Origin of the sequence: Kitasatospora sp. NPDC001309 (assembly GCF_042896295.1) — a bacterium.
Lineage (GTDB): Bacteria > Actinomycetota > Actinomycetes > Streptomycetales > Streptomycetaceae > Kitasatospora.
Genome location: NZ_JBIAXC010000005.1, coordinates 201434 through 218999, shown reverse-complemented (window position 1 = coordinate 218999; position 17566 = coordinate 201434). Strand labels below are relative to the sequence as shown.

The 17566-nt window shown below is 75.4% G+C and carries 14 protein-coding genes (1 of these 14 only partly in view); 4 read left to right on the top strand and 10 right to left on the bottom strand.

Translation table 11 applies throughout. From position 1 onward, the window contains the following. Positions 1-422 precede the first annotated feature (422 nt). The 3 genes from ACFY2K_RS07550 to ACFY2K_RS07540 all read left to right on the top strand — a co-directional run bounded on the left by ACFY2K_RS07550 (position 423) and on the right by ACFY2K_RS07540 (position 3134). A complete protein-coding gene (locus ACFY2K_RS07550) occupies positions 423-827 on the top strand; it encodes a hypothetical protein (protein WP_380528591.1) in 405 nt (134 codons plus the stop codon). A 103-nt stretch (positions 828-930) separates the two neighbouring features. After that, positions 931-1830, top strand: a complete 900-nt coding sequence (locus ACFY2K_RS07545) for a hypothetical protein (RefSeq protein ID WP_387710136.1) — start codon at positions 931-933, stop codon at positions 1828-1830. Between the two features lie 131 nt (positions 1831-1961). Then, positions 1962-3134 carry an alpha/beta hydrolase family protein gene (locus tag ACFY2K_RS07540; RefSeq protein WP_387710134.1) on the top strand — a complete coding sequence of 391 codons (1173 nt, stop codon included), beginning with the start codon at positions 1962-1964 and terminating at the stop codon, positions 3132-3134. A gap of 67 nt (positions 3135-3201) precedes the next feature. Here ACFY2K_RS07540 and ACFY2K_RS07535 read toward each other — a convergent pair whose 3' ends face one another. Further along, complete coding sequence (locus ACFY2K_RS07535; protein ID WP_387710132.1) at positions 3202-3972, bottom strand: phytanoyl-CoA dioxygenase family protein; 771 nt, start codon at positions 3970-3972, stop codon at positions 3202-3204. 141 nt (positions 3973-4113) lie between these two features. Between ACFY2K_RS07535 and ACFY2K_RS07530 the strand changes: the two genes are divergently transcribed. Then, positions 4114-4704: a TetR/AcrR family transcriptional regulator gene (locus tag ACFY2K_RS07530; protein WP_380532839.1), complete on the top strand. Its 591-nt coding sequence runs from the start codon at positions 4114-4116 to the stop codon at positions 4702-4704. Here ACFY2K_RS07530 and ACFY2K_RS07525 read toward each other — a convergent pair. The 9 genes from ACFY2K_RS07525 to ACFY2K_RS07485 form a co-directional block, all read right to left on the bottom strand. Then, positions 4670-5302, bottom strand: coding sequence for a hypothetical protein (locus ACFY2K_RS07525; RefSeq protein ID WP_380532837.1), 633 nt, complete (start codon positions 5300-5302; stop codon positions 4670-4672). The genes ACFY2K_RS07530 and ACFY2K_RS07525 overlap by 35 nt on opposite strands. Further along, complete coding sequence (locus ACFY2K_RS07520) at positions 5263-5637, bottom strand: VOC family protein (RefSeq protein ID WP_387710130.1); 375 nt, start codon at positions 5635-5637, stop codon at positions 5263-5265. The genes ACFY2K_RS07525 and ACFY2K_RS07520 overlap by 40 nt, the downstream gene beginning before the upstream one ends. Positions 5638-5809: 172 nt before the next feature. Next, a complete protein-coding gene (locus ACFY2K_RS07515; protein WP_387710200.1) occupies positions 5810-7318 on the bottom strand; it encodes an MFS transporter in 1509 nt (502 codons plus the stop codon). Continuing rightward, positions 7233-8201, bottom strand: coding sequence for a thioesterase II family protein (locus ACFY2K_RS07510; protein ID WP_387710128.1), 969 nt, complete (start codon positions 8199-8201; stop codon positions 7233-7235). Before ACFY2K_RS07510 ends, ACFY2K_RS07515 begins: the two co-directional genes overlap by 86 nt. Next, on the bottom strand, positions 8194-9345 hold the full coding sequence (locus tag ACFY2K_RS07505; RefSeq protein WP_387710126.1) for a class II histone deacetylase: 1152 nt from the start codon (positions 9343-9345) through the stop codon (positions 8194-8196). The genes ACFY2K_RS07510 and ACFY2K_RS07505 overlap by 8 nt, the downstream gene beginning before the upstream one ends. Next, a complete protein-coding gene (locus ACFY2K_RS07500; RefSeq protein ID WP_380405595.1) occupies positions 9342-9653 on the bottom strand; it encodes a hypothetical protein in 312 nt (103 codons plus the stop codon). The genes ACFY2K_RS07505 and ACFY2K_RS07500 overlap by 4 nt, the downstream gene beginning before the upstream one ends. Before the next feature lie 66 nt (positions 9654-9719). Beyond that, positions 9720-13550 (bottom strand): bifunctional SDR family oxidoreductase/pyridoxal phosphate-dependent aminotransferase family protein, encoded by a 3831-nt coding sequence (locus tag ACFY2K_RS07495; protein ID WP_387710124.1) that lies wholly within the window; start codon positions 13548-13550, stop codon positions 9720-9722. After that, the gene (locus ACFY2K_RS07490) at positions 13547-14668 is read right to left on the bottom strand and encodes a DNA alkylation repair protein (protein ID WP_380593544.1); all 1122 of its coding nucleotides are present in this window, start codon (positions 14666-14668) and stop codon (positions 13547-13549) included. The genes ACFY2K_RS07495 and ACFY2K_RS07490 overlap by 4 nt, the downstream gene beginning before the upstream one ends. Further along, positions 14661-17566, bottom strand: partial view of a beta-ketoacyl synthase N-terminal-like domain-containing protein gene (locus tag ACFY2K_RS07485; RefSeq protein WP_387710121.1) — the 3' portion only. 3268 nt of this gene lie beyond the right edge of the window; only the last 2906 of its 6174 coding nucleotides appear in the window; its start codon lies beyond the right edge, outside the window; it ends in the stop codon at positions 14661-14663. The genes ACFY2K_RS07490 and ACFY2K_RS07485 overlap by 8 nt, the downstream gene beginning before the upstream one ends.

Below are 17566 nucleotides of genomic sequence, written 5' to 3'. Positions count from 1 at the left end.
AGTCGGTAGGAATCGCCGTCGCCGGCGCGGGGTCCATCCTCACCGCGGCCCGTACGGACCGGCCACGACGTTCACCCGACGTTGACCGGACACTTCCGCCGGGAGGCCGTCAGCGCGGTCCGTGCGGCGGCCAGGGGCCGGCCAGCAGCCGTTCGGCCTCCGCCACGATCGCGGCGCCGAGCTCGCCGAACGTGCGGATCCGCTCGCCCGCCGGGCCGTCGCACCCGGTGTCCAGGGTCGCGAGCGTGGCGGGCTGAATACACTTCCGAAACTATTTCAATACGATCACAAGATGAGGCAAAGACGCCGTAAAGCAGATGATCGTGCAGGTCCGGGTGATTTCCCGGGATAACCTTGCGGCGCTTTGGGCGGCCCCTGCCGGGATTTCCGCCGCCCGTGTCGTTCCCCTGGGGAGTCATTTCATGAAGAAGTTCCTTGCCGCCCTCGCCGTGGCCGGCACCGCCGCCACCTCGGTGGTCGTGCTGGCGCCCGCCGCCTCGGCCGCCGGCTGCGTGCCCAACAGCATCACCAGCCAGGGCACCACGTTGAACAACGTCACGGTCCTCACCAAGTCCAACTCCCCGTGCCACGACGTCAACGTCTCCTGGTCGAACAACCCGTGGGGCAAGTACTCCGGCTACGCCGGCTACTACCGGAAGTCCTCCGGCAGTGGCTGGATCGGCGCCTCGCGCGGCTACGTCCAGTTGGACAACGGGACCCACGACATCAACGACCCCGCCAACACCCTGATCACCGACCTGAGCCCCGGCACCCAGTTCACCGTGATCAGCCGCAACCCGGGTGACCAGCTCGTCGTCGTGCACTGACGCCCCCCCGTGGCCCCCGCCCGGAAAGCGGGCGGGGGCCACGGTGCTTTCGCGCCCATCACCGGTCCCGTCCTCCCCCCTGCCCCGCCGGAGTCCTCCGCCCATGCCCCGCGTCCACCGGCGTCCGCGCCGCACCACCGCCCCGCACCCGGCGGCCGGACTGCTCTGCGCCGCCCTGGCCCTGACGACCGGATGCTCGGCCGCCGGCCCGGGAGCCACGGCCGCCATCGCGCCGCCCTCCGCCGAACGGGCCGCCGTGGACTACCGGTTGCCGACGGACCTCACCCCGATGCTGCTGCCGGCCACCGGCGTGGACACCCGGCTCACCCAGGGGCTCGACGGCTTCACCGCCCTGGTCCGGGACCGGGCGATGCGCGACTGCCTGGCAACCGCCCGCGTCCAGGTGCCCGACGCCCCGCCCCCGATGTTCATCCGTCAGTTCGAGATCCCCGACCTGGCCCACATCGCCCGCCACGGGTTCAGCCCGAGCACCGTCCCGACCGCCCCGGCACCGATGTCCGGGACGTCCTCGGCGTCCGCCGACCCGGCCGCCCAGCAGCGCTGCGACCGGGAGGGCGCGACCGCCTCCGACCACCTGCGCTCCGGCTACGGGCCCTTGCAGTCCGCCTGGCTCACCGGCCTCGCCGTCCTGGAACGGGACGAAGCGGTGCTCGCCGCCCGACGGGAGCTGCCGGACTGCCTGTCCGGGCAGGGCGTCCGGGCCGACGGCGAGCAGCACTTCTTCGACCAGGTGGACCGCGCCCTCCAGAGCGCCCCGACCGAGGAGGCCGCCCGCGCCGAGGACCGCCGCCTCGGCGCGGCCTACGCCCGCTGCATGCGGCCGGTCGAGGCGGCCCGCGAGCCGCTGCGCGCCGCACTGCGGGACACCTTCGTCCGGGAGCACGGGGCCGAGCTGGCCCGGGTGCGCGACGCGCTGCCCGGGCGGGTCGCCGAGCTGGAGCAGCGCTACTCGATCCGGTTCGGGGTGCCCGTCGAGGCGTGACCGGCCGGGGGACCGGGCGACCGTAGTACTGGCGTATGAATCCGGTACCCCACGGGGGCTACGAGCGACAACAGGACGGTTGCCTCTGCGGGTTGATCCGATCCGGAGCCGCGGGACCTAGCGTCCCTCCCATGAAACGCAATCACCGAACGGGCGCTGTCGCGGCGTTGGCGCTCGCCGCCCTCGTCACCGGAACCGGCGCCGGGTTCGCCGCCACGACGGCGCCGTCGACCACGCCGTCGGCCACACCGGCGACCACGCGGACCTTCCAAGGCGCACTCCCCGCCCCGACCGGCCCCTACGCCGCCGGCGAGGACGTCATCCACCTCACCGACGAGAACCGTCCCGACCCGTGGGTGCCGTCGTCCGGCCCCCGCCAACTGGCCGTCACGATGGTCTACCCGGCCGTCCCCGGGACCGGCACTCCGGCCCCTTACACGACCCTCGCCGAGGCAGCCGGGATCCTCCAGCGCCGGAACGTGCCGGCGAGCTCCGGCGTCACCCCGCAGACCCTTTCCAGCGTCACCACCCACGCCTTCGACGGCGCGCGGCCGCAGCGCGGCAAGCATCCGCTGGTGGTCCTCTCCCCCGCGTTCGAGAACCCGCGCATGACGCTCACCTCGCTCGCGACCGAGCTGGCCAGCCACGGTTACGTCGTCGCGCTCGTCGGCGACACCAACGGGGACAGCGGTGAGACGCTGGCGAACGGCCGGACACCGCCGTGCGCGATCTGCGGTGACCCGACGAAGGTCGACGCCGTCCCCGCCAACCGTGCGCTGGACGCGTCCTTCGTGATCGACCGGTTGACGCACGGCAACACCGCGTGGCCCCTGGCGCACCTCATCGACAAGCACCAGATCGGCATGGCCGGACACTCCATCGGTGGAGCGGCGGCCGCCGACACGATGGTCGCCGACCCGCGCATACGGGCCGGGGTGAACCTGGACGGCGCCTTCAAACCGGCCCCGGCGCCCGGCCGGATCGACCGGCCGTTCCTCATGCTGGGCATCACCGACAGCCACTCGCCCAGCGGCACCGACACCACGTGGGGGGAGGCCTGGGCGGCCCTCGGCGGCTACAAGAAGTGGCTGACGGTCGCCGGCGCCGACCACTTCAGCTTCTCCGACCTGGACCTGATCCAGGAGCAGGCCGGGTTCCCGACGCCGCCCCTCTCCCCGGAGCGCGGGGTGGCGATCACCCGCGCGTACGTGACGGCGTTCTTCGACCGGACGCTGGAGGGGATCCCCAGCCCGCTGCTGGACGGCCCCTCGGCGGACAATCCGGAAGTGGTCTTCCAGGACTAGTTCAGCGCCCGTGCGCCCACCCCCGCGTCCTGAACCGGGTGGCCCGCCAGGGTGTGTCAGACACACCCTAGGACAGCCCCAGGCCCCGGCGGATCGCGAGCTCCACCGGCGAGTAGGCGCCGTCGGCCCGCTCCAGCTCGTACGGTGCGGCCGGCATCAGCGGCGGCTGAGCCATGAAGCGCGGCCGCAGCCCGTGGTGCGGCTGCGCCGCGTGCACCAGGAACGGGTGGCACAGGTAGACGTCGCCCGGGGAGCCGGTGGCGAAGGCGAGCGGCCGGTGGTCGGAGGCGGCCACCAGGGCGGGGGCGAGCGCCAACCCGCTCGCGCCGTCCTCCCCGTACTCCGCCAGCACCTTCGGCGCGTCGAGGTGCGAGCCGACCCTGATCCGGGTCGGGGCGTCCTCCTCGCCGACCTCGCTGAACAGGAACAGCATCAGCAGCGCCCGGTCCCGGGAGCGCAGGTTCGTGAAGTACCAGGTCTCGCCGGCCGGCAGGTAGCTCCCCTCGATGTGCCAGCCCGCGTCGTCCGGCTCCTCCGGGTGCGGGAAGCGCAGCGGGAAGGTGCCGAGCGAGTAGCGCGGCTCCCAGCGCCCGGCACCGACCAGCAGGTCGTACGCGTGGTGCAGCGCCGGGGAGTTGGGGGCGGCGGCGAACGGGCCCTGGGCCAGGCCGCCCACCCGGCGGACGGGCTGGGTCCAGGTCGCCGGGTCGTCCGGGTCGCAGCCCGTCTCGCGCCACAGCAGCCGCTCGCAGTCGGCGGCCACCCGGGGCGCGACGGCGCCCTCCAGCTTCACGAAGCCGTCGCGGAGGAAGCGGGAGGTCAAGGTCGTGTCGTCCATGCCCCCATCCTGCGGCGCCACCGGCCCCGGTGACCCGACAGAAGCGGTGCGGGGGATGTCGGGTGACCGGGGCCGGTGGGAGGGGTGTCGGGCCGGTACCTTGTTGGCATACCTTCAGTACGTCAAGGACAGGGGGCCACGATGGCGCAGGGAGTGCGGGCCCGGCAGCGGGAGCAGACCCGGCAGTCGCTGCTGCGCGAGAGCAGGCGGCTGTTCTCGACGGAGGGGTACGGCGCCGTGGGGCTGGCGGAGATCGTGGCGGCGGCCGGGGTGACCAAGGGCGCGCTGTACCACCACTTCGACAGCAAGACCGCGTTGTTCCGCACCGTGCTGGAGCAGGTGCAGCAGGAGGTGGCCGAGCGGATCGCGGTGACCGCGGACGCCCGGGAGGAGCCGTGGGAGCAGCTGGTCGCCGGGTGCGAGGCCTTCCTCAGCACCTCCACCGACCCGTCGGTCCAGCGCATCCTGCTGGTCGACGGGCCTGCCGTGCTGGGCTGGAGCGAGTGGCGGGCCATGAACGAGGCCACCTCCGGCCGGCACCTGGCCGATGTGCTCGCCGTGCTGATCGCCGAGGGGACGATCCCCGCCCAGCCGGCCGCGCCGCTCACCCACCTGCTGTCGGGTGCGATGAACGAGGCGGCCCTGTGGCTGGCGGCCTCGGGCGGCCCCGACGACCTGGCGGACACCGTCCGGGCGCTCACCCGACTGCTTGAGGCGCTGCGCGCGCGGTGAGCCGGGACGGCTGCCGGTGGCGGTGCGCGCAGGGGTAGCAACCGCCTTGGCCGCGGCGGATGTTGTTGAGCATCGGGGTGCCGATGTGGCCGCACCGGGTGCAGCGGCAGCGCCACTGGTCGCGCACCCGGCCGGGGAAGGGCTCCAGCGGCTCCATGCCGACCGCGCGCATCTCGGCCACCGCGGCGGCCGGGTCCACCGGGGCGCGGCCCGCGCAGGTGAGGCAACCCCCGCCGCCCGCACGGATCTTGAACAGCCGGGGGTGGACGGTCCGGCCGCAGGGCAGGTGGCGGCAGCGCCAGCGCACCCGGGCGCCCGGGTAGGGGTCGAGCGGCTCGTAGCCGGCCGCCCGCATGTCCGCCTCCGCACGCTCCTGTCCGGCCGCGCGGCGCCGGCGGCCGGCGGCGGTGCGCCCGCACTCGCGGCAGCCGGCGCTCCGGCCGGTGCGCACCAGGGTGAAGGTGGGCGCGACGCGGTGGGCGCCGGCGGTGCAGCGGCAGTTCCAGGCCACGTTGGCGCCCGGGTAGGGCTCCAACGGCTCCAGGCCCGCCGCGCGCATCACCGCGGCCGCCGTGTCGGGATCGATTCTTCCTGCCATGGCACCTCTCCCCTTGGGTCCCTCGCAGTTGTCGGTACGACGTCGACGCGGACGCCGTTGGGGTCCACGACCGTTCGCCCGCCCCCGGTGTCCGCCTCCAGGACGATCCGCACCGCGCGCACCGGCCGCTTCCACTCCTCGGGCGCCTCCGGGTGGGACGGGTCCACGAGGGTGAGTTCGACGGGCCGGGGGGCGGGGCGGCCGAGGACGAGACACCAGGGCGCCTCGCGCACCGTCTCGAAGCCGAAGCGCCCGGCGTAGAACGCGCGGGTCTCGTCGAGGCGGGACGTACAGATCACCGGACGGAAGCTGGCCAGCATGGACGGCATCCCCATTCACGTACCAACGGTATGTCAACTGAACCTATTTGCGTACCGTCGGTATGTCAACACGGTCGGTGGCGGCCCTCGCCGGACACGGCACGGCGGACGGCGTCCGGACATGCGCCGACGGCCGGTCCCGTCCCGGACCGGCCGTCGGGCGCTGCGGCTGCGCCGCCGACCGGCGCTACTCCACCGCGGCCACCACCGGCTCCGCGCCGGCCTCCTCCTCCGCCCCGGCCCCCGCCGGCGGGGCCTTGATCACCAGGACCACCAGCACCGCGCTGGCGATTGCCAGCACGGCCCCGATCCCGCCGATGACGTTCATGCCGTCGGTGAACGCGGCCCGGGCGGAGTCCAGGAACGCGCCCGCCGCATCGGCGGGCAGGCCCTTGGCCGCCTCCACCGCCCCGGCGAGCGTGCCGGCCGCGTCGTCGGACACCCCGCCGGGCACCTCCACCCCGGCCCGGTAGACGGCCGCACCGAGGCTGCCGAGCAGCGCCACGCCGAGCGCCATGCCCAGCTCGGTGCTGGTCTCCGAGAGGGCCGAGGCCGCACCGGCCTGCTCCGGCGGGGCCGAGCCGACCACGATGTCCGTGCCGAGGGCCACCAGCGGGCCGCCGCCCGCGTAGACGAAGGCGAAGCCGGTGACCACCTGGGCGATGCCGGAGGTGCTGTCGGCCGTCGCCAGCATGACGTGGCCCAGCGCCGACACCGCCAGACCGGCCGCGACGACGTACGCGGGCCGCACCTTGGCCGCGGCGATCGGGGAGACCACCGAGGTGACGATCAGCGCGAAGGCCGCCGGCAGCAGGTAGAGGCCCGCCGTCATGGGCGACAGGTCGCCGACGAGCTGGAGGTACTGGGTGACGAACAGGTAGGTGCCGCCCGCCACCAGCATGCTGACCAGCAGGGTGGCCAGCGCGGTGCGGAAGGTGGGGCCGGCGAACAGCCGGAAGTCCAGCAGCGGGCTGGCCAGCGTGCGCTGGCGCCGGACGAAGGCGCCCGCCACGGCCAGGCCGACCACCAGGGCCAGCACCGGCAGCACGCCCGCCCCGCCCTTGGCGATCTCCTTGAGCCCGTAGATCACCGGCAGGATCGCGCCGAGCGACAGCAGCACGCTGGCCAGGTCGAGACGGCCGGCGTTCTCGTCGCGGTACTCCGGCAGCAGCACCGGGCCGGCGATCAGCAGCAGCGCCATGATCGGGATGGCCAGCAGGAAGACCGAGCCCCACCAGAAGTACTCCAGCATGGCGCCGCCGACCACCGGGCCGAGCGCGATGCCGACCGAGAACATCGTCACCCACACCGCGATGGCCATCCCGCGCTGGCGGGGGTCGGGGAACATCGTGGTGATCAGCGCCAGCGTGGAGGGCATCAGCGTCGCGCCGGCCACCCCGAGCGCCGCCCGGGCCGCGATCAGCGCGGCCGGGTCGCTGGTCCAGGCGGCGACCACCGAGGCCACCCCGAAGGCGGCCGCGCCGATCAGCAGCAGTCGGCGCCGGCCGATGCGGTCGCCGAGGGTGCCCATGGTGACCAGGAAGCCGGCGATCAGGAAGCCGTAGATGTCGATGATCCACAGCATCTGGGAGGCCGAGGGGGCCAGGGCCTCACTGATGTGCGGTACGGCCAGGTGCAGCACGCTCACGTCGATGGAGAGCAGGAGGGTGGGCAGCGCCAGTACGGCCAGCCCCAGCCACTGGCGTGGACCGGCCTGCTGGGGGGAGTCGGCGGTGGTGCTCAACGGGGTTCCTTTCCGGAAGTCCGGGGGTGTACGGGGGTTCCGCCCCGTGGGGCGGTCGGTGGAGCGGTCGTGCGGGGCCCGGCGGGGTCGGAGCGACCAGGTGCCGGGCGACGGCCAGCGCGTTGGCGTGGTCGTACAGGTAGAAGTGGCCGCCGGTGAACATCAGTCGGCGGAAGCCCGCGGTGGTCTCCAGCGACCACAGGTGCAGGCGCTCCGCGAGGACGACCGGGTCGTCCGTCGCGCCGAGGGCGAGGATCGGCACGGCCGTGCCGGTCAGCGGCCGCTCATGGGCCTCCATCGCCTCCAGGTCGGCCCGGATGGCGCGCAGAGCGGGCCCGAGGAGGTCGGCGCGGGCCAGCAGCCCCGGGGCGATGCCGCCGATCTCCTGGAGGTGGGCGAGGAGTTGGGCGTCGGTGCGGTCGCGGGCGGACGGCGGCCCGCCGCCGAAGCACGGCGGCTGGCGGGCCGAGACGGCGAGCAGTTCGGGCGGCAGGCCCTTGTGCTCCATCGCCCGGGTGAGCTCGTACCCGAGGATGCTGCCGAAGCTGTGCCCGACCACCGTGTACGGCAGCGGATCCGCCCCGGTGAGGTCGGCCAGCTCCCGGACCAGCGGCTCGACCAGCGGCTCGACCCTGGTCGGTGGTGCCTCGCCGAGCCGCACGCCGCGGCCCGGCAGCTGGGCCACCAGGAGTTCGACGTCCGCGGGCAGCACCTCCCGCCAGCCGCGGAAGGCGGACGGCCAGCCGCCGGCGTGCGGCAGCGCCACCACCCGTCGGCGCGGGCGCGGCCCGGCGCCCTTGGCCGGCGCTCCCAGGCGCGTCCACCAGTCACCCATCGCCGGCCTCCCCCGCCCGCGGGCCGGCCGGGCCCGAGCGGCCCGCGAACAGCGGGTGGTGGGCGCGCAGGTGGTCGACCACCCGCCGCTGGTGGGGTTGCAGGCGCTGGCCGGGCAGGTGTTCCAGGGAGTGCAGGAACGGGTCGTCGGGGGCCGGCAGCCCGGCGACCGCGCAGGCCGTCGCCAGCACCAGCGTCGGCTGGTACCACGCCGAGTAGCCGCCCTCGTGGGCCAGGACGATCCGCCCGTCCGCCAGTTCGTCGGCCAGTTCGCACAGGGCCGCGGTCATGGCGTGGAAGGTGCGGCTGGTGCACAGCATCCGGCCCATCGGGTCGTGCCCGCCCGCGTCGACCCCGGCCGCGACCAGGATCAGGTCGGGGCGGAAGGACCGGGCGGCGGGCGCCACCAGCTGCTCCACCACGGCGAGGTAGGCCTCGTGCCCGGAGCCCGCGGGCAGCGGCACGTTGAGCGTGGTGCCGGCGCCCGCGCCCGCGCCGGTCTCCAGGACCAGGCCGGACGCCGCCGGGAACAGCCCGTCCTGGTGGACCGAGACGTACAGCACGTCCGGGTCCTCGTAGAAGACCCGTTGCAGGCCGTTGCCGTGGTGGACGTCCCAGTCCAGGACCAGCACCCGGCGCGCGCCGTGCCGCCGCGCGGTGCGGGCCGCGACCGCCAGGTTGTTGTAGAGGCACAGCGCCATAGCCCGGTCCGGTTCCGCGTGGTGGCCGGGCGGGCGCACCAGGCAGTAGGCCCGGCGGAACCGGCCGTCCAGGACGGCCGTGACGGCCTGGGCGCAGGCCCCGGCGGCGAGCCGGGCGGCCCGCGCGCTGTGGTAGTTGACGGGTGCGTACACCCCGGCGTCGCCCGCGCCGGCCGCCGAGGCGGCCTCGACGCGTTCGAGGTGCTCCGGGGTGTGCACCAGCAGCAGGTCCTCGTCGGTGGCGGGCGTCGGGGTCACGGCGGTGAACCGCTCCAGGACGCCGGCCGCCCGCACCAGGCCCTCCGCCCGGCGCAGGTCCGGGTCGACGGCGAACTGTCGCAGCGGCTCGATCCCGGGCCCCACCGGCAGGTAGCCGGCGCCGGGCCCGGGGTCGTGCCAGAAGCACAGCTCGTGGCTGTACCAGGCGAGTTCGGGAACGCTCACGCGGCGGACGCACCCAGCGGGGCCCGGCGCACGCCGGAGACCCTCTCGATGTACGCCAGGTAGTGCTCGCGCTCCTCGTCGGGGGTGCGCTTGGTGCGGAAGGTGGTCTCCAGCAGGTCCAGCACCTCGCCGGCCTCGGCGGGGCTGATCGGGCCGGCGCCGATCCGCTCCTCGGCGGCACGGATGCGAGCGGCCGGCTCGACCACGCCCCGGGTGTGCTCCTGCGGGTCGGTGGCGTGGTTGCGGGTGACGGCGATGGCCTTCAGGACGGCCGAGAAGAACGCCTCGGTGTCGGGTGCGGCGGTCATGCGGTGCTCCCCTCCGGGATGCGGTGCGCGGATGTGCGGACGGGTGGGTCAGGGGATCCGGGTCGGTCAGGGGATGAGGCCGCAGGCCCGGCCGGCGCGCGCCAGCACGGCCAGCGCCTCGTCCAGGTCGGCCTCGGAGTGGGCGAGGTTGACGATCGTGCGCAGCCGGGGCAGCGTCCGCGGCACCGCCGGGTAGACGATCGGCTGCACGAACAGCCCGTCGCGCTGGCACAACCGGGCCATCGCGCCCGCCTGTTCGGCGCTGCGGCAGATCACCGGCACCACCGGGGTCTCGCTGTGCAGGGTGTCGAAGCCGAGGGCGCGCAGCTGCTCGCGGTAGCGGGTGGTGCGGGCGCGCAGGTCGCGGGTGAGTTCGGGGGCCGCGGCCATCACCTCGAGCGCGGCCTTGGCGGCGGCGACCTGGGCCGGGGTCGCGGCGGCGGAGAACATCCAGCCGCGGGCGTTGTTCTTGAGCGCGAAGACCAGGTCGCGCGAGCCGGCGACGTAACCGCCCGCACTGGGCACGGTCTTGGACAAGGTGCCCATCTTGACGTCGATCCGGGCCGGGTCGAGGCCGAAGTGCTCGGTGATGCCGCGTCCGGTGTCGCCGAGGACGCCGAGGCTGTGCGCCTCGTCGACCATCAGCGGGGCGTCGTAGCGCTCGCACAGCTCGACGATGCCGGGCAGGTCGGCGATGTCGCCGTCCATGCTGAACACGGCGTCGGTGACCACCAGGCGGCCCCGGTCGCCCGCCTTCCGCAGGGCGCGTTCCAGGTCGGCCAGGTCGTTGTGGGCGTAGGTGATCACCTCGGCGCCGGAGAGCCGGTAGCCGTCGAGGATGCTGGCGTGGTTGTAGACGTCGCCGATGACCACGTCGCCCGCGCCGACCAGGGCGCCCACGGTGGCGACGTTGGCCATGTACCCGCTGGAGAACACCACGGCGTCCTCGGCGCCGAGGAAGTCGGCGATCGCCAGCTCCAGTTCACGGTGCAGCTGGAGGGTGCCGGCCAGCAGCCGCACACCGTGGGCGCCGGTGCCGTGGCGCTCCACCGCGTCCAGGACCTGCTGGTCGATGTAGTCGTGGCCGATCAGCCCGAGGTAGCTGTAGGAGGCGAAGTTGAGGAACCAGCGGCCGTCGAACCTGATCCGGGCGCCCTCGGCGCGTTCGATCACCGGCTCGTAGAAGTACTCGTCCCTGGCGACGATCTGACGGTCCTCGGTGGAGAGCGCGTCGATCCGGCGCTCCAGGAAGCTGCCGCCGGGTGCGCCGGACAGCCGGCCGGGCAGGGTGCGCCGGGGCGTCCGGGTGCGCGGCGCCGGGACGGGTTCGGTACGGACGGCGGGTTCCGCACGGGCGGCGGGGGCGGCGGGCGCGGGGCGCGGCTCGGGCTTCCGTACGGGTGCGGGCCCGGCGTGCGGTGCCGGGTCCCGGTAGCGGTCCCACTCGGGGACGAAGACGTCGGCGCCCGCCCGGACGGGAGCGGGCGCGGGGACGGGAGCCGCGACGACTGCCGGTTCGGGCACGGGCGCGGGGGCAGGCGCGGGAGCGGGCGAGGGCGCCGGCCGGTCGGCGGCCGCCGCCGTGCGCGGCAGCGACTCCAGGTGGCCCAGCAGGGCGCCGACGCCGCTGTGCTCGAAGAAGACCATCGGGTCGACGTCGAGCCCGGTGCCGGCCAGCGCCGCGGCCAGCTCGACCGCCATCATCGAGTCGAGTCCCAGCTCCAGCAGGTCGTCCTCACGGGCGACGTCGTCGACGAGCAGGATCTTCCGGACGGCGGCGGTGAGCGGCGGCCACAGCTCGCTCGTGGGTGTCAGGGTGGTGGTCATGGGTGCCCCCTTCGCTCGGGCGGTGGCGGTCAGGACGTAGTGCGCGGGTGGACGGCGGAGGGCCGCGCGCAGCAGCGCGACGCCGTCGTCCGGGGTGAGGGCGGGGACGCCGTGGGCGGCGGCCCTGGCGGCGATGTGCTCGCCCATGCCGACGTTCCACAGGCCCCAGCCGAGGCTGTACCAGGGCTCGCCCGCGGCGCGTCGGCGGGCCGCGTAGCCGTCCAGGTAGCCGTTGGCGGCGGCGTAGGCGCTCTGGCCTAGGTTGGCGCGCACGGCGGCGACGGAGGAGAACAGCGCGACGAACCCGGGCGGGTCGTGCCGGGCCGCCAGCTCGGCGAGGGCGTGCACCCCGCCGAGCTTGGGGTCGAACACCTCCCCGATCTGCACCGGGGTCAGGCCGCGGGCCAGGCCGTCGCGCAGCACTCCGGCGGCGTGCAGGATGCCGTCGTAGCGCGCGGCGCCGGCCAGCCGTTCGGGCAGGTCGCGGACGTCGGCGGCCACCGTCTCCAGGTCGCACCGGGCGGCCAGCCGGTCGAGGCGCTGCCGGACCTCCCCGGCCGCCGGGGCGGTGCGGCCGACCAGGGTGAGGTGGGCGCAGCCCTCCTCGGCCAGGAACTCGGCGACCCGCAGGCCGATGCCGCCCAGGCCGCCGGTGACCAGGAAGCGTCCGCCGCGCAGGCGCGGGGGCCGGGCCGCGGCGGACCGGTCGGGTTCGATCACCGGGGCGTACCAGGTGCCGGAGCGCCGGGCCAGGTCCGGCTCGGTGTACCGGGGCGGCGGCGCGGCCTCGCCCGGTGCCAGGTCGACCAGCCGCACGGTGGTGCGCGGGTGCTCCGCGCGCAGGGTGCGGGCCAGCGCCCACAGCGCGGTCGCGAAGGGGTCGACGGGCTCGCCCCCGGTGAGGTCGTGGGCCGCGGTGGTGACGATCAGCAGGTCGGGCATCGGGGGCCGGGCGGCGAGGCGGCGCACCAGGGTGAAGACGCCCTGGAGGGCCTGGGCCGCGCCGTCCGCGCCCGCCGTCCCCCGGGGTGCCACGTAGACCACCTCGTGCACGGGGTGCTCGGCGAGGACGGCGTCGATCCGTTCCTGTGTCAGTTCCCCGGGCGTCAGGCGGGCGACGGGTGGGAGGCCGGGCGGCGGGGTGTCCGGCGGGGCGATCAGCAGTACGGTCCGGTCGGCGGCCCGGGGCGCGGGGGCCGGGTCGGTCCGCCGCCACCCGGGGGCCTCGATCAGTCCGACGGCGGGCCCGGCAGGCTCCACGGGCTCGACGGCCCCGGCCGGCCCCGCAGGCGCGGGGCGCCCGGCGGTGGCGGCCTTGAGGGTGATCCGGTCCAGCTCCAGCAGCACCTCGCCCTGCTGGTTGCAGACGGTGGCCCGCCCGCGCACCGCGCCGCCCGGGCCGCCCGGTGCGGGCGGGTCGAGCTCGACCAGGGCCAGCACCGTCCCGGTGATCCGGCGGCGGGCGGCGATCCGGCCGACGTACCAGGGCAGGCACGCCCCGGCCGCTCCCCCGTCGAGCAGCCCGAGCAGCTGGAACACGCCGTCGAGCAGCGGCGGCGGCACGAAGGCCGCCGCGCGCGGGTCGTCCTCGGCCGTGCGCAGCACCGCCGCGATCCGGCCGGGCCCCCGCTGCGCGGAGCGGACCACCCGGTAGGCGGGCCCGTAGGCGATGCCGCTGGCGCGCCGCCAGGCGTCCAGCTCGGCGAGCGGGACGGCGTCCGGGCAGCCGGCCCGCAGGGCGGCGGTGTCGAGGTGGCGCGGCGGGGGCAGCGGGACGCCGTGGGCGCGGGCGGTGCTGTACGCGACCGGCCCGTCGGGCCCGTCGGTGCGTACGGCGCACTGCCCGTCCTCGCCGGTCACCACCGCCAGTTCGACGCGCGGGCCGTCCACCCGCAGCGGCGCGCGGAAGGCGACCTGCTCCAGCGTCCAGGACCGGCCCGGGCTCCGGGTGTCCAGGGCGCGGAGCAGCGCGTCCGCCTGGACGGCGGCGGCGAGGACGGGGTGCTCGCCGATCCGGTGGTCGGCGACCACCGGATCGGCCGCGTCGAGGACGAGCGCCGGCGCGCTCATGTGCGCAGCCCGAAGTGCTCGGTGGCCTTCACCAGACCGTTGACCTGGATGTCGACCCGGTGCTCGCCCGGGTAGTAGCTGCGGGTCTGCACCTCCTTGACCGGGTGGGTCTTGCGCAGGCGGCGCCGTTCGCCGGCGGCGAGTTCCAGGGTGGTCAGCTTGAAGACCTTGGGGATGCTGCGCCCGTTCCTGCGGACGTGGTGGACGACGTAGTCGACGGTCACGCTGTGGGCGCGGGTGTCGGTGTTCTCGACGTCCAGCTCGATCACGACGGTGTCCCCGACGGTCACCTCGCGCGGGGTGACGCTCAGCCGGGGCACCGCCACGTGCTCGCCGCCGGTGGCGCCGAGCACCGCCAGGGCCTGCTGGTCGCCGTTCTTCACCAGGGTCCGCAGGCCGTGCTTGACGATCCAGGCGGTCTCGGGGGTGCGGCTCTGCTCCAGCCAGCGCAGGGCGGTGTCGAGGGCCTGCTGCGGGTTGTCCTTGGAGATGTCGTTGAGGTTGTTCGCGACGGACTTGCGGACGTACTCGGAGGGGTCGCTGCGCAGCGGTTCGAGGATCTCCAGGACGGGTCGCGGGTCCTTGACGAAGACGCCCAGGGTGCGGGCCCAGGGCAGCCGCGGGCGCACGCCCTCGCTGGCCAGCCGCCGCACGTTGTGGCTGGGGCTGGCCGCCCACTCGGCGACCCGTTCCATCGTCAGTGCGTGGTGCTGTTCCAGGTAGGGCCGGATCGCGTACTCGCCGGTGTGCCGCCGGGTGATCTCCTCGATGGCGTCGAGGGAGGCCTCGGGGTGGTCGAGACCGTACTCCTCGACGAACCTGGCCACCGGCATCAGGTACCAGCTGGCGTTGAACATCCCCTCCCCCTCGGCGAGTTCGTCGCCGAGGGTGGTCAGCAGCAGGGGCAGGGCGGCGGGGTAGCCGTCGGGCAGCCGGGTGCGCAGGCCCTCGGCCAGCACCAGCACGCGGTCCTTCAACTCCTTGCCCGGCACGCGCCGTTCGACCTCGGCGGCGTAGCCCTCGACGTCGAAGCCGGGGTGGGCGGCGCGGATCCTGCCTCCGATCAGGCGGGCCGCCTCGCCGTTGAAGTGTCGCTTGAGTCCGTACTCGCTAGCCATGGTGCTCGGCCCTCTTCGTGTGCTCGGTGTGCTCGTCGGGGTTCGGTGCGGCCGCGGTGATCCAGTACCGCTGCCGGTGGAAGGGGTAGGTCGGGAGGGTGGTGATCCGCTGGCCCTTGCCCTCGTGCAGGGCGCTCCAGCGCGGTTCGGCGCCGGTGCGGTCGTGCTGGGCCGCCAGGGCGGCGTGCAGCTGGGCCTGGTCGCCGCGGCCGCGCCGGAGGGTGGCGATCCACTCGGGGTGGTCGCCGGTGTGCGCGGCCCTGGCCAGCGGGAGCAGGTGCGGCTGGGGGCCGATCTCCCACACCGTGTCCGGGGACTCCTGGCCCAGGGTGGCCGCCGCCTCGGCGAAGCGGACCGGGCGGCGGATGGCCCGGGCCCAGTACTGCGGGTCGGTCGCCGTCCCGGCGGTGTGCCAGGTGCCGGTGAGGGTCGAGACGAACGGCAGGACCGGCGGCGCGAGTTGGACGCCGGCCACCGCCTCGGCGAACGGGGCCACCGCGCCGTCCATCAGCGCGCTGTGGAAGGCGTGGCTGACCGTCAGCGGCTGCACGCGCTCGGTGCTCTCGGCCCGGAGCCGCTCGACGGCCCCGGCCGGGCCGCTGACGGTGTGCTGGCGCGGCGCGTTGTGGGCGGCGAGCTCCAGGCCCGGGTAGCGGGCGAGCAGGCCGCTGAGGGTGTCCGCGTCGGTGTGCACGACCGCCATCGCCCCGCCCCGGGGCTGGTCCTGCATCAGCCGGCCGCGCAGCGCGGTCAGCCGCAGCAGGTCGGGCAGGGTGAGCACGCCCGCCGCCCACGCCGCGGTCAGCTCGCCCAGGCTGTGCCCGGCGACCGCGTCGGGCCGTACGCCCGCCGCCGCCAGCCAGCGCACCAGGGCGACCTGCACGCTCACGATGCCGATCTGGGCGTAGCGGGTCTCGTCCAGCAGGTGCCGGGCGTCGCCGTGGAGCAGGTCGAGCAGCGGGACGTCGGTGTGCGGGGCGAGGAGTGCGGCGCACTCGTCCAGCGCCGCGCGGAACCCCGGCTCGGTGGCGTACAGGCCCTCGCCCATGCCGGGGTACTGCGAGCCCTGACCGGTGAACAGGAACGCGGTGCGGGCCGGGCCGCCGCTGTGCCGGGCCGCCGGGGCGCCGCCCTCCGCGACGGCGGCGAGCCGGGCGGCCAGCTCCGCGGGGGTGCCGCCGTGCACGAGGGCGCGGTGGCGGTGCGCGGCCCGCGCGGTGTTCGCGGTGCGGGCGAAGTCGCCCAGGCCGGTGGCCGGGAGGGCGGCCACCTGCCCGGCGTAGGCGGCGGCCAGGGCGCGCAGCGCCGGTTCGCTCGCCGCGCCGAGGCGCACCAGGTGGCTGTCCTGGGCGAGCGGAGCGGGGGCGGCGGCGGCCGGCGCCTCCTCGACGATCACATGGGCGTTCACCCCGCCCATGCCGAAGGCGCTGACGGCGGCCCGGCGCGGGCGCTCGCCGCGCGGCCAGGGGCGGGCGCGGTCGACCAGGTGGAACGGGGTGGACTCGAAGCGGATGTGGTCGTTGGGCCGGGTGACGTGCAGGGTCGGCCACAGCTGCTCGTGCTCCAGGCCCAGCAGGACCTTGACCAGCCCGGTCAGGCCGGCGGCCGGCTCCAGGTGGCCGACGTTGGACTTCACCGAGCCGAGCGCGCAGAACTGCGCGCGGTCGGTGTGCTCGCGCCAGGCCCGGGTCAGCCCGTCCACCTCGATCGGGTCGCCCAGCCGGGTGCCGGTGCCGTGCGCCTCGACCAGGTCGATGGTCTCCGGGGAGACCTCGGCGTCCCGCAGGGCCGCGGAGACGACGTCGCGCTGGGCGGCCGGGCTGGGCGCGGAGTAGCGGGTGGTGCGGCCGCCGTGGTTGACCGCCGTGCCCCGGACCAGGCCGCGCACCCGGTCGCCGTCCCGCTCGGCGTCGGCGTGCCGGCGCAGCACCACGGCGACGGCGCCCTCGCCGGGCACGAAGCCGTCGGCGCCGTCGTCGAAGGAGCGGCAGCGGTGCCGGGGCGACAGGGCCATCAGGTCGCCCATGGAACGGAAGTACTCGGGGCTGATCCCGGCGTGCACGGCGCCGATCACCGCCGTGTCGACGTCCCCGGAGCGCAGGTGCTGCACGGCGGTGTGCAGGGCCACCAGGGAGGAGGAGCAGAGGGTGTTGACGAGGGTGCTGGGGCCGTGCCAGTCCATCAGGTAGGAGAGGCGGTTGGCGATCATCGCCTCCAGGCCGAGCCCGCGCCCGTCGGCGACCCCGTGGCGCACCCGCTCCTCGTGGTAGTGGTCGTGGCTGTAGGCGATCCACAGCCCGGTGGTGGCGCCCTCGGCCCGGGCGCCGGAGCGGCCGCCGTCCTCCAGGGCCTCCCAGATCGTCTCGTAGACGATCCGGGCCTGGGGGTCGATCAGCGGCGCCTCCCGGGGCGAGATCCGGAACGGCGCGGGGTCGAAGCCGTCCACCCGGTCGAGGAACGAGGCCTCGGGGACCGGGGCGCCCGGGTGGCGGCGGTCCGCGGGCAGCGGGCGGACGGTGTCGCGGCCCTCGCGCAGCAGCTCGGCGAACTCGGCCAGACCGGCGGCGGTGGGCAGCCGGACGGCCGCGCCGACGACGGCGATGTCGCGCGGGCGGGGGGTGTTCGCCGTGGCGGCGCGGGCGGGGGCGGCGGGCGCGGGGCGAGCGGGTGCGGGGCGAGCGGGTGCGGGGCGGGGGCGGTGCTGTTCGGCGGCGGGCGTGTCGGTGGCCGGGGCCGGGCCGGTCGGGGCGGGGCCGGTCGGGGCGGGCAGCGTCGCGGCCAGCTCCGGGGCCTCCTCGGCCAGGAAGGCGGCGAAGCGGCGCGGGGTGGGGTACTCGAAGAACACCGTCGGGTAGAGCGAGAGGCCCTGCTCCCGGGAGATCCGCTCGCTCAGCGACA

Coding starts and splice junctions, on each gene's coding strand:
- ACFY2K_RS07550 (WP_380528591.1), top strand. CDS start 423: ATGAAGAAGTTCCTTGCCGCCCTCGCCGTGGCCGGCACCGCCGCCACC.
- ACFY2K_RS07545 (WP_387710136.1), top strand. CDS start 931: ATGCCCCGCGTCCACCGGCGTCCGCGCCGCACCACCGCCCCGCACCCG.
- ACFY2K_RS07540 (WP_387710134.1), top strand. CDS start 1,962: ATGAAACGCAATCACCGAACGGGCGCTGTCGCGGCGTTGGCGCTCGCC.
- ACFY2K_RS07535 (WP_387710132.1), bottom strand. CDS start 3,972: ATGGACGACACGACCTTGACCTCCCGCTTCCTCCGCGACGGCTTCGTG.
- ACFY2K_RS07530 (WP_380532839.1), top strand. CDS start 4,114: ATGGCGCAGGGAGTGCGGGCCCGGCAGCGGGAGCAGACCCGGCAGTCG.
- ACFY2K_RS07525 (WP_380532837.1), bottom strand. CDS start 5,302: ATGGCAGGAAGAATCGATCCCGACACGGCGGCCGCGGTGATGCGCGCG.
- ACFY2K_RS07520 (WP_387710130.1), bottom strand. CDS start 5,637: ATGGGGATGCCGTCCATGCTGGCCAGCTTCCGTCCGGTGATCTGTACG.
- ACFY2K_RS07510 (WP_387710128.1), bottom strand. CDS start 8,201: ATGGGTGACTGGTGGACGCGCCTGGGAGCGCCGGCCAAGGGCGCCGGG.
- ACFY2K_RS07500 (WP_380405595.1), bottom strand. CDS start 9,653: ATGACCGCCGCACCCGACACCGAGGCGTTCTTCTCGGCCGTCCTGAAG.
- ACFY2K_RS07495 (WP_387710124.1), bottom strand. CDS start 13,550: ATGAGCGCGCCGGCGCTCGTCCTCGACGCGGCCGATCCGGTGGTCGCC.
- ACFY2K_RS07490 (WP_380593544.1), bottom strand. CDS start 14,668: ATGGCTAGCGAGTACGGACTCAAGCGACACTTCAACGGCGAGGCGGCC.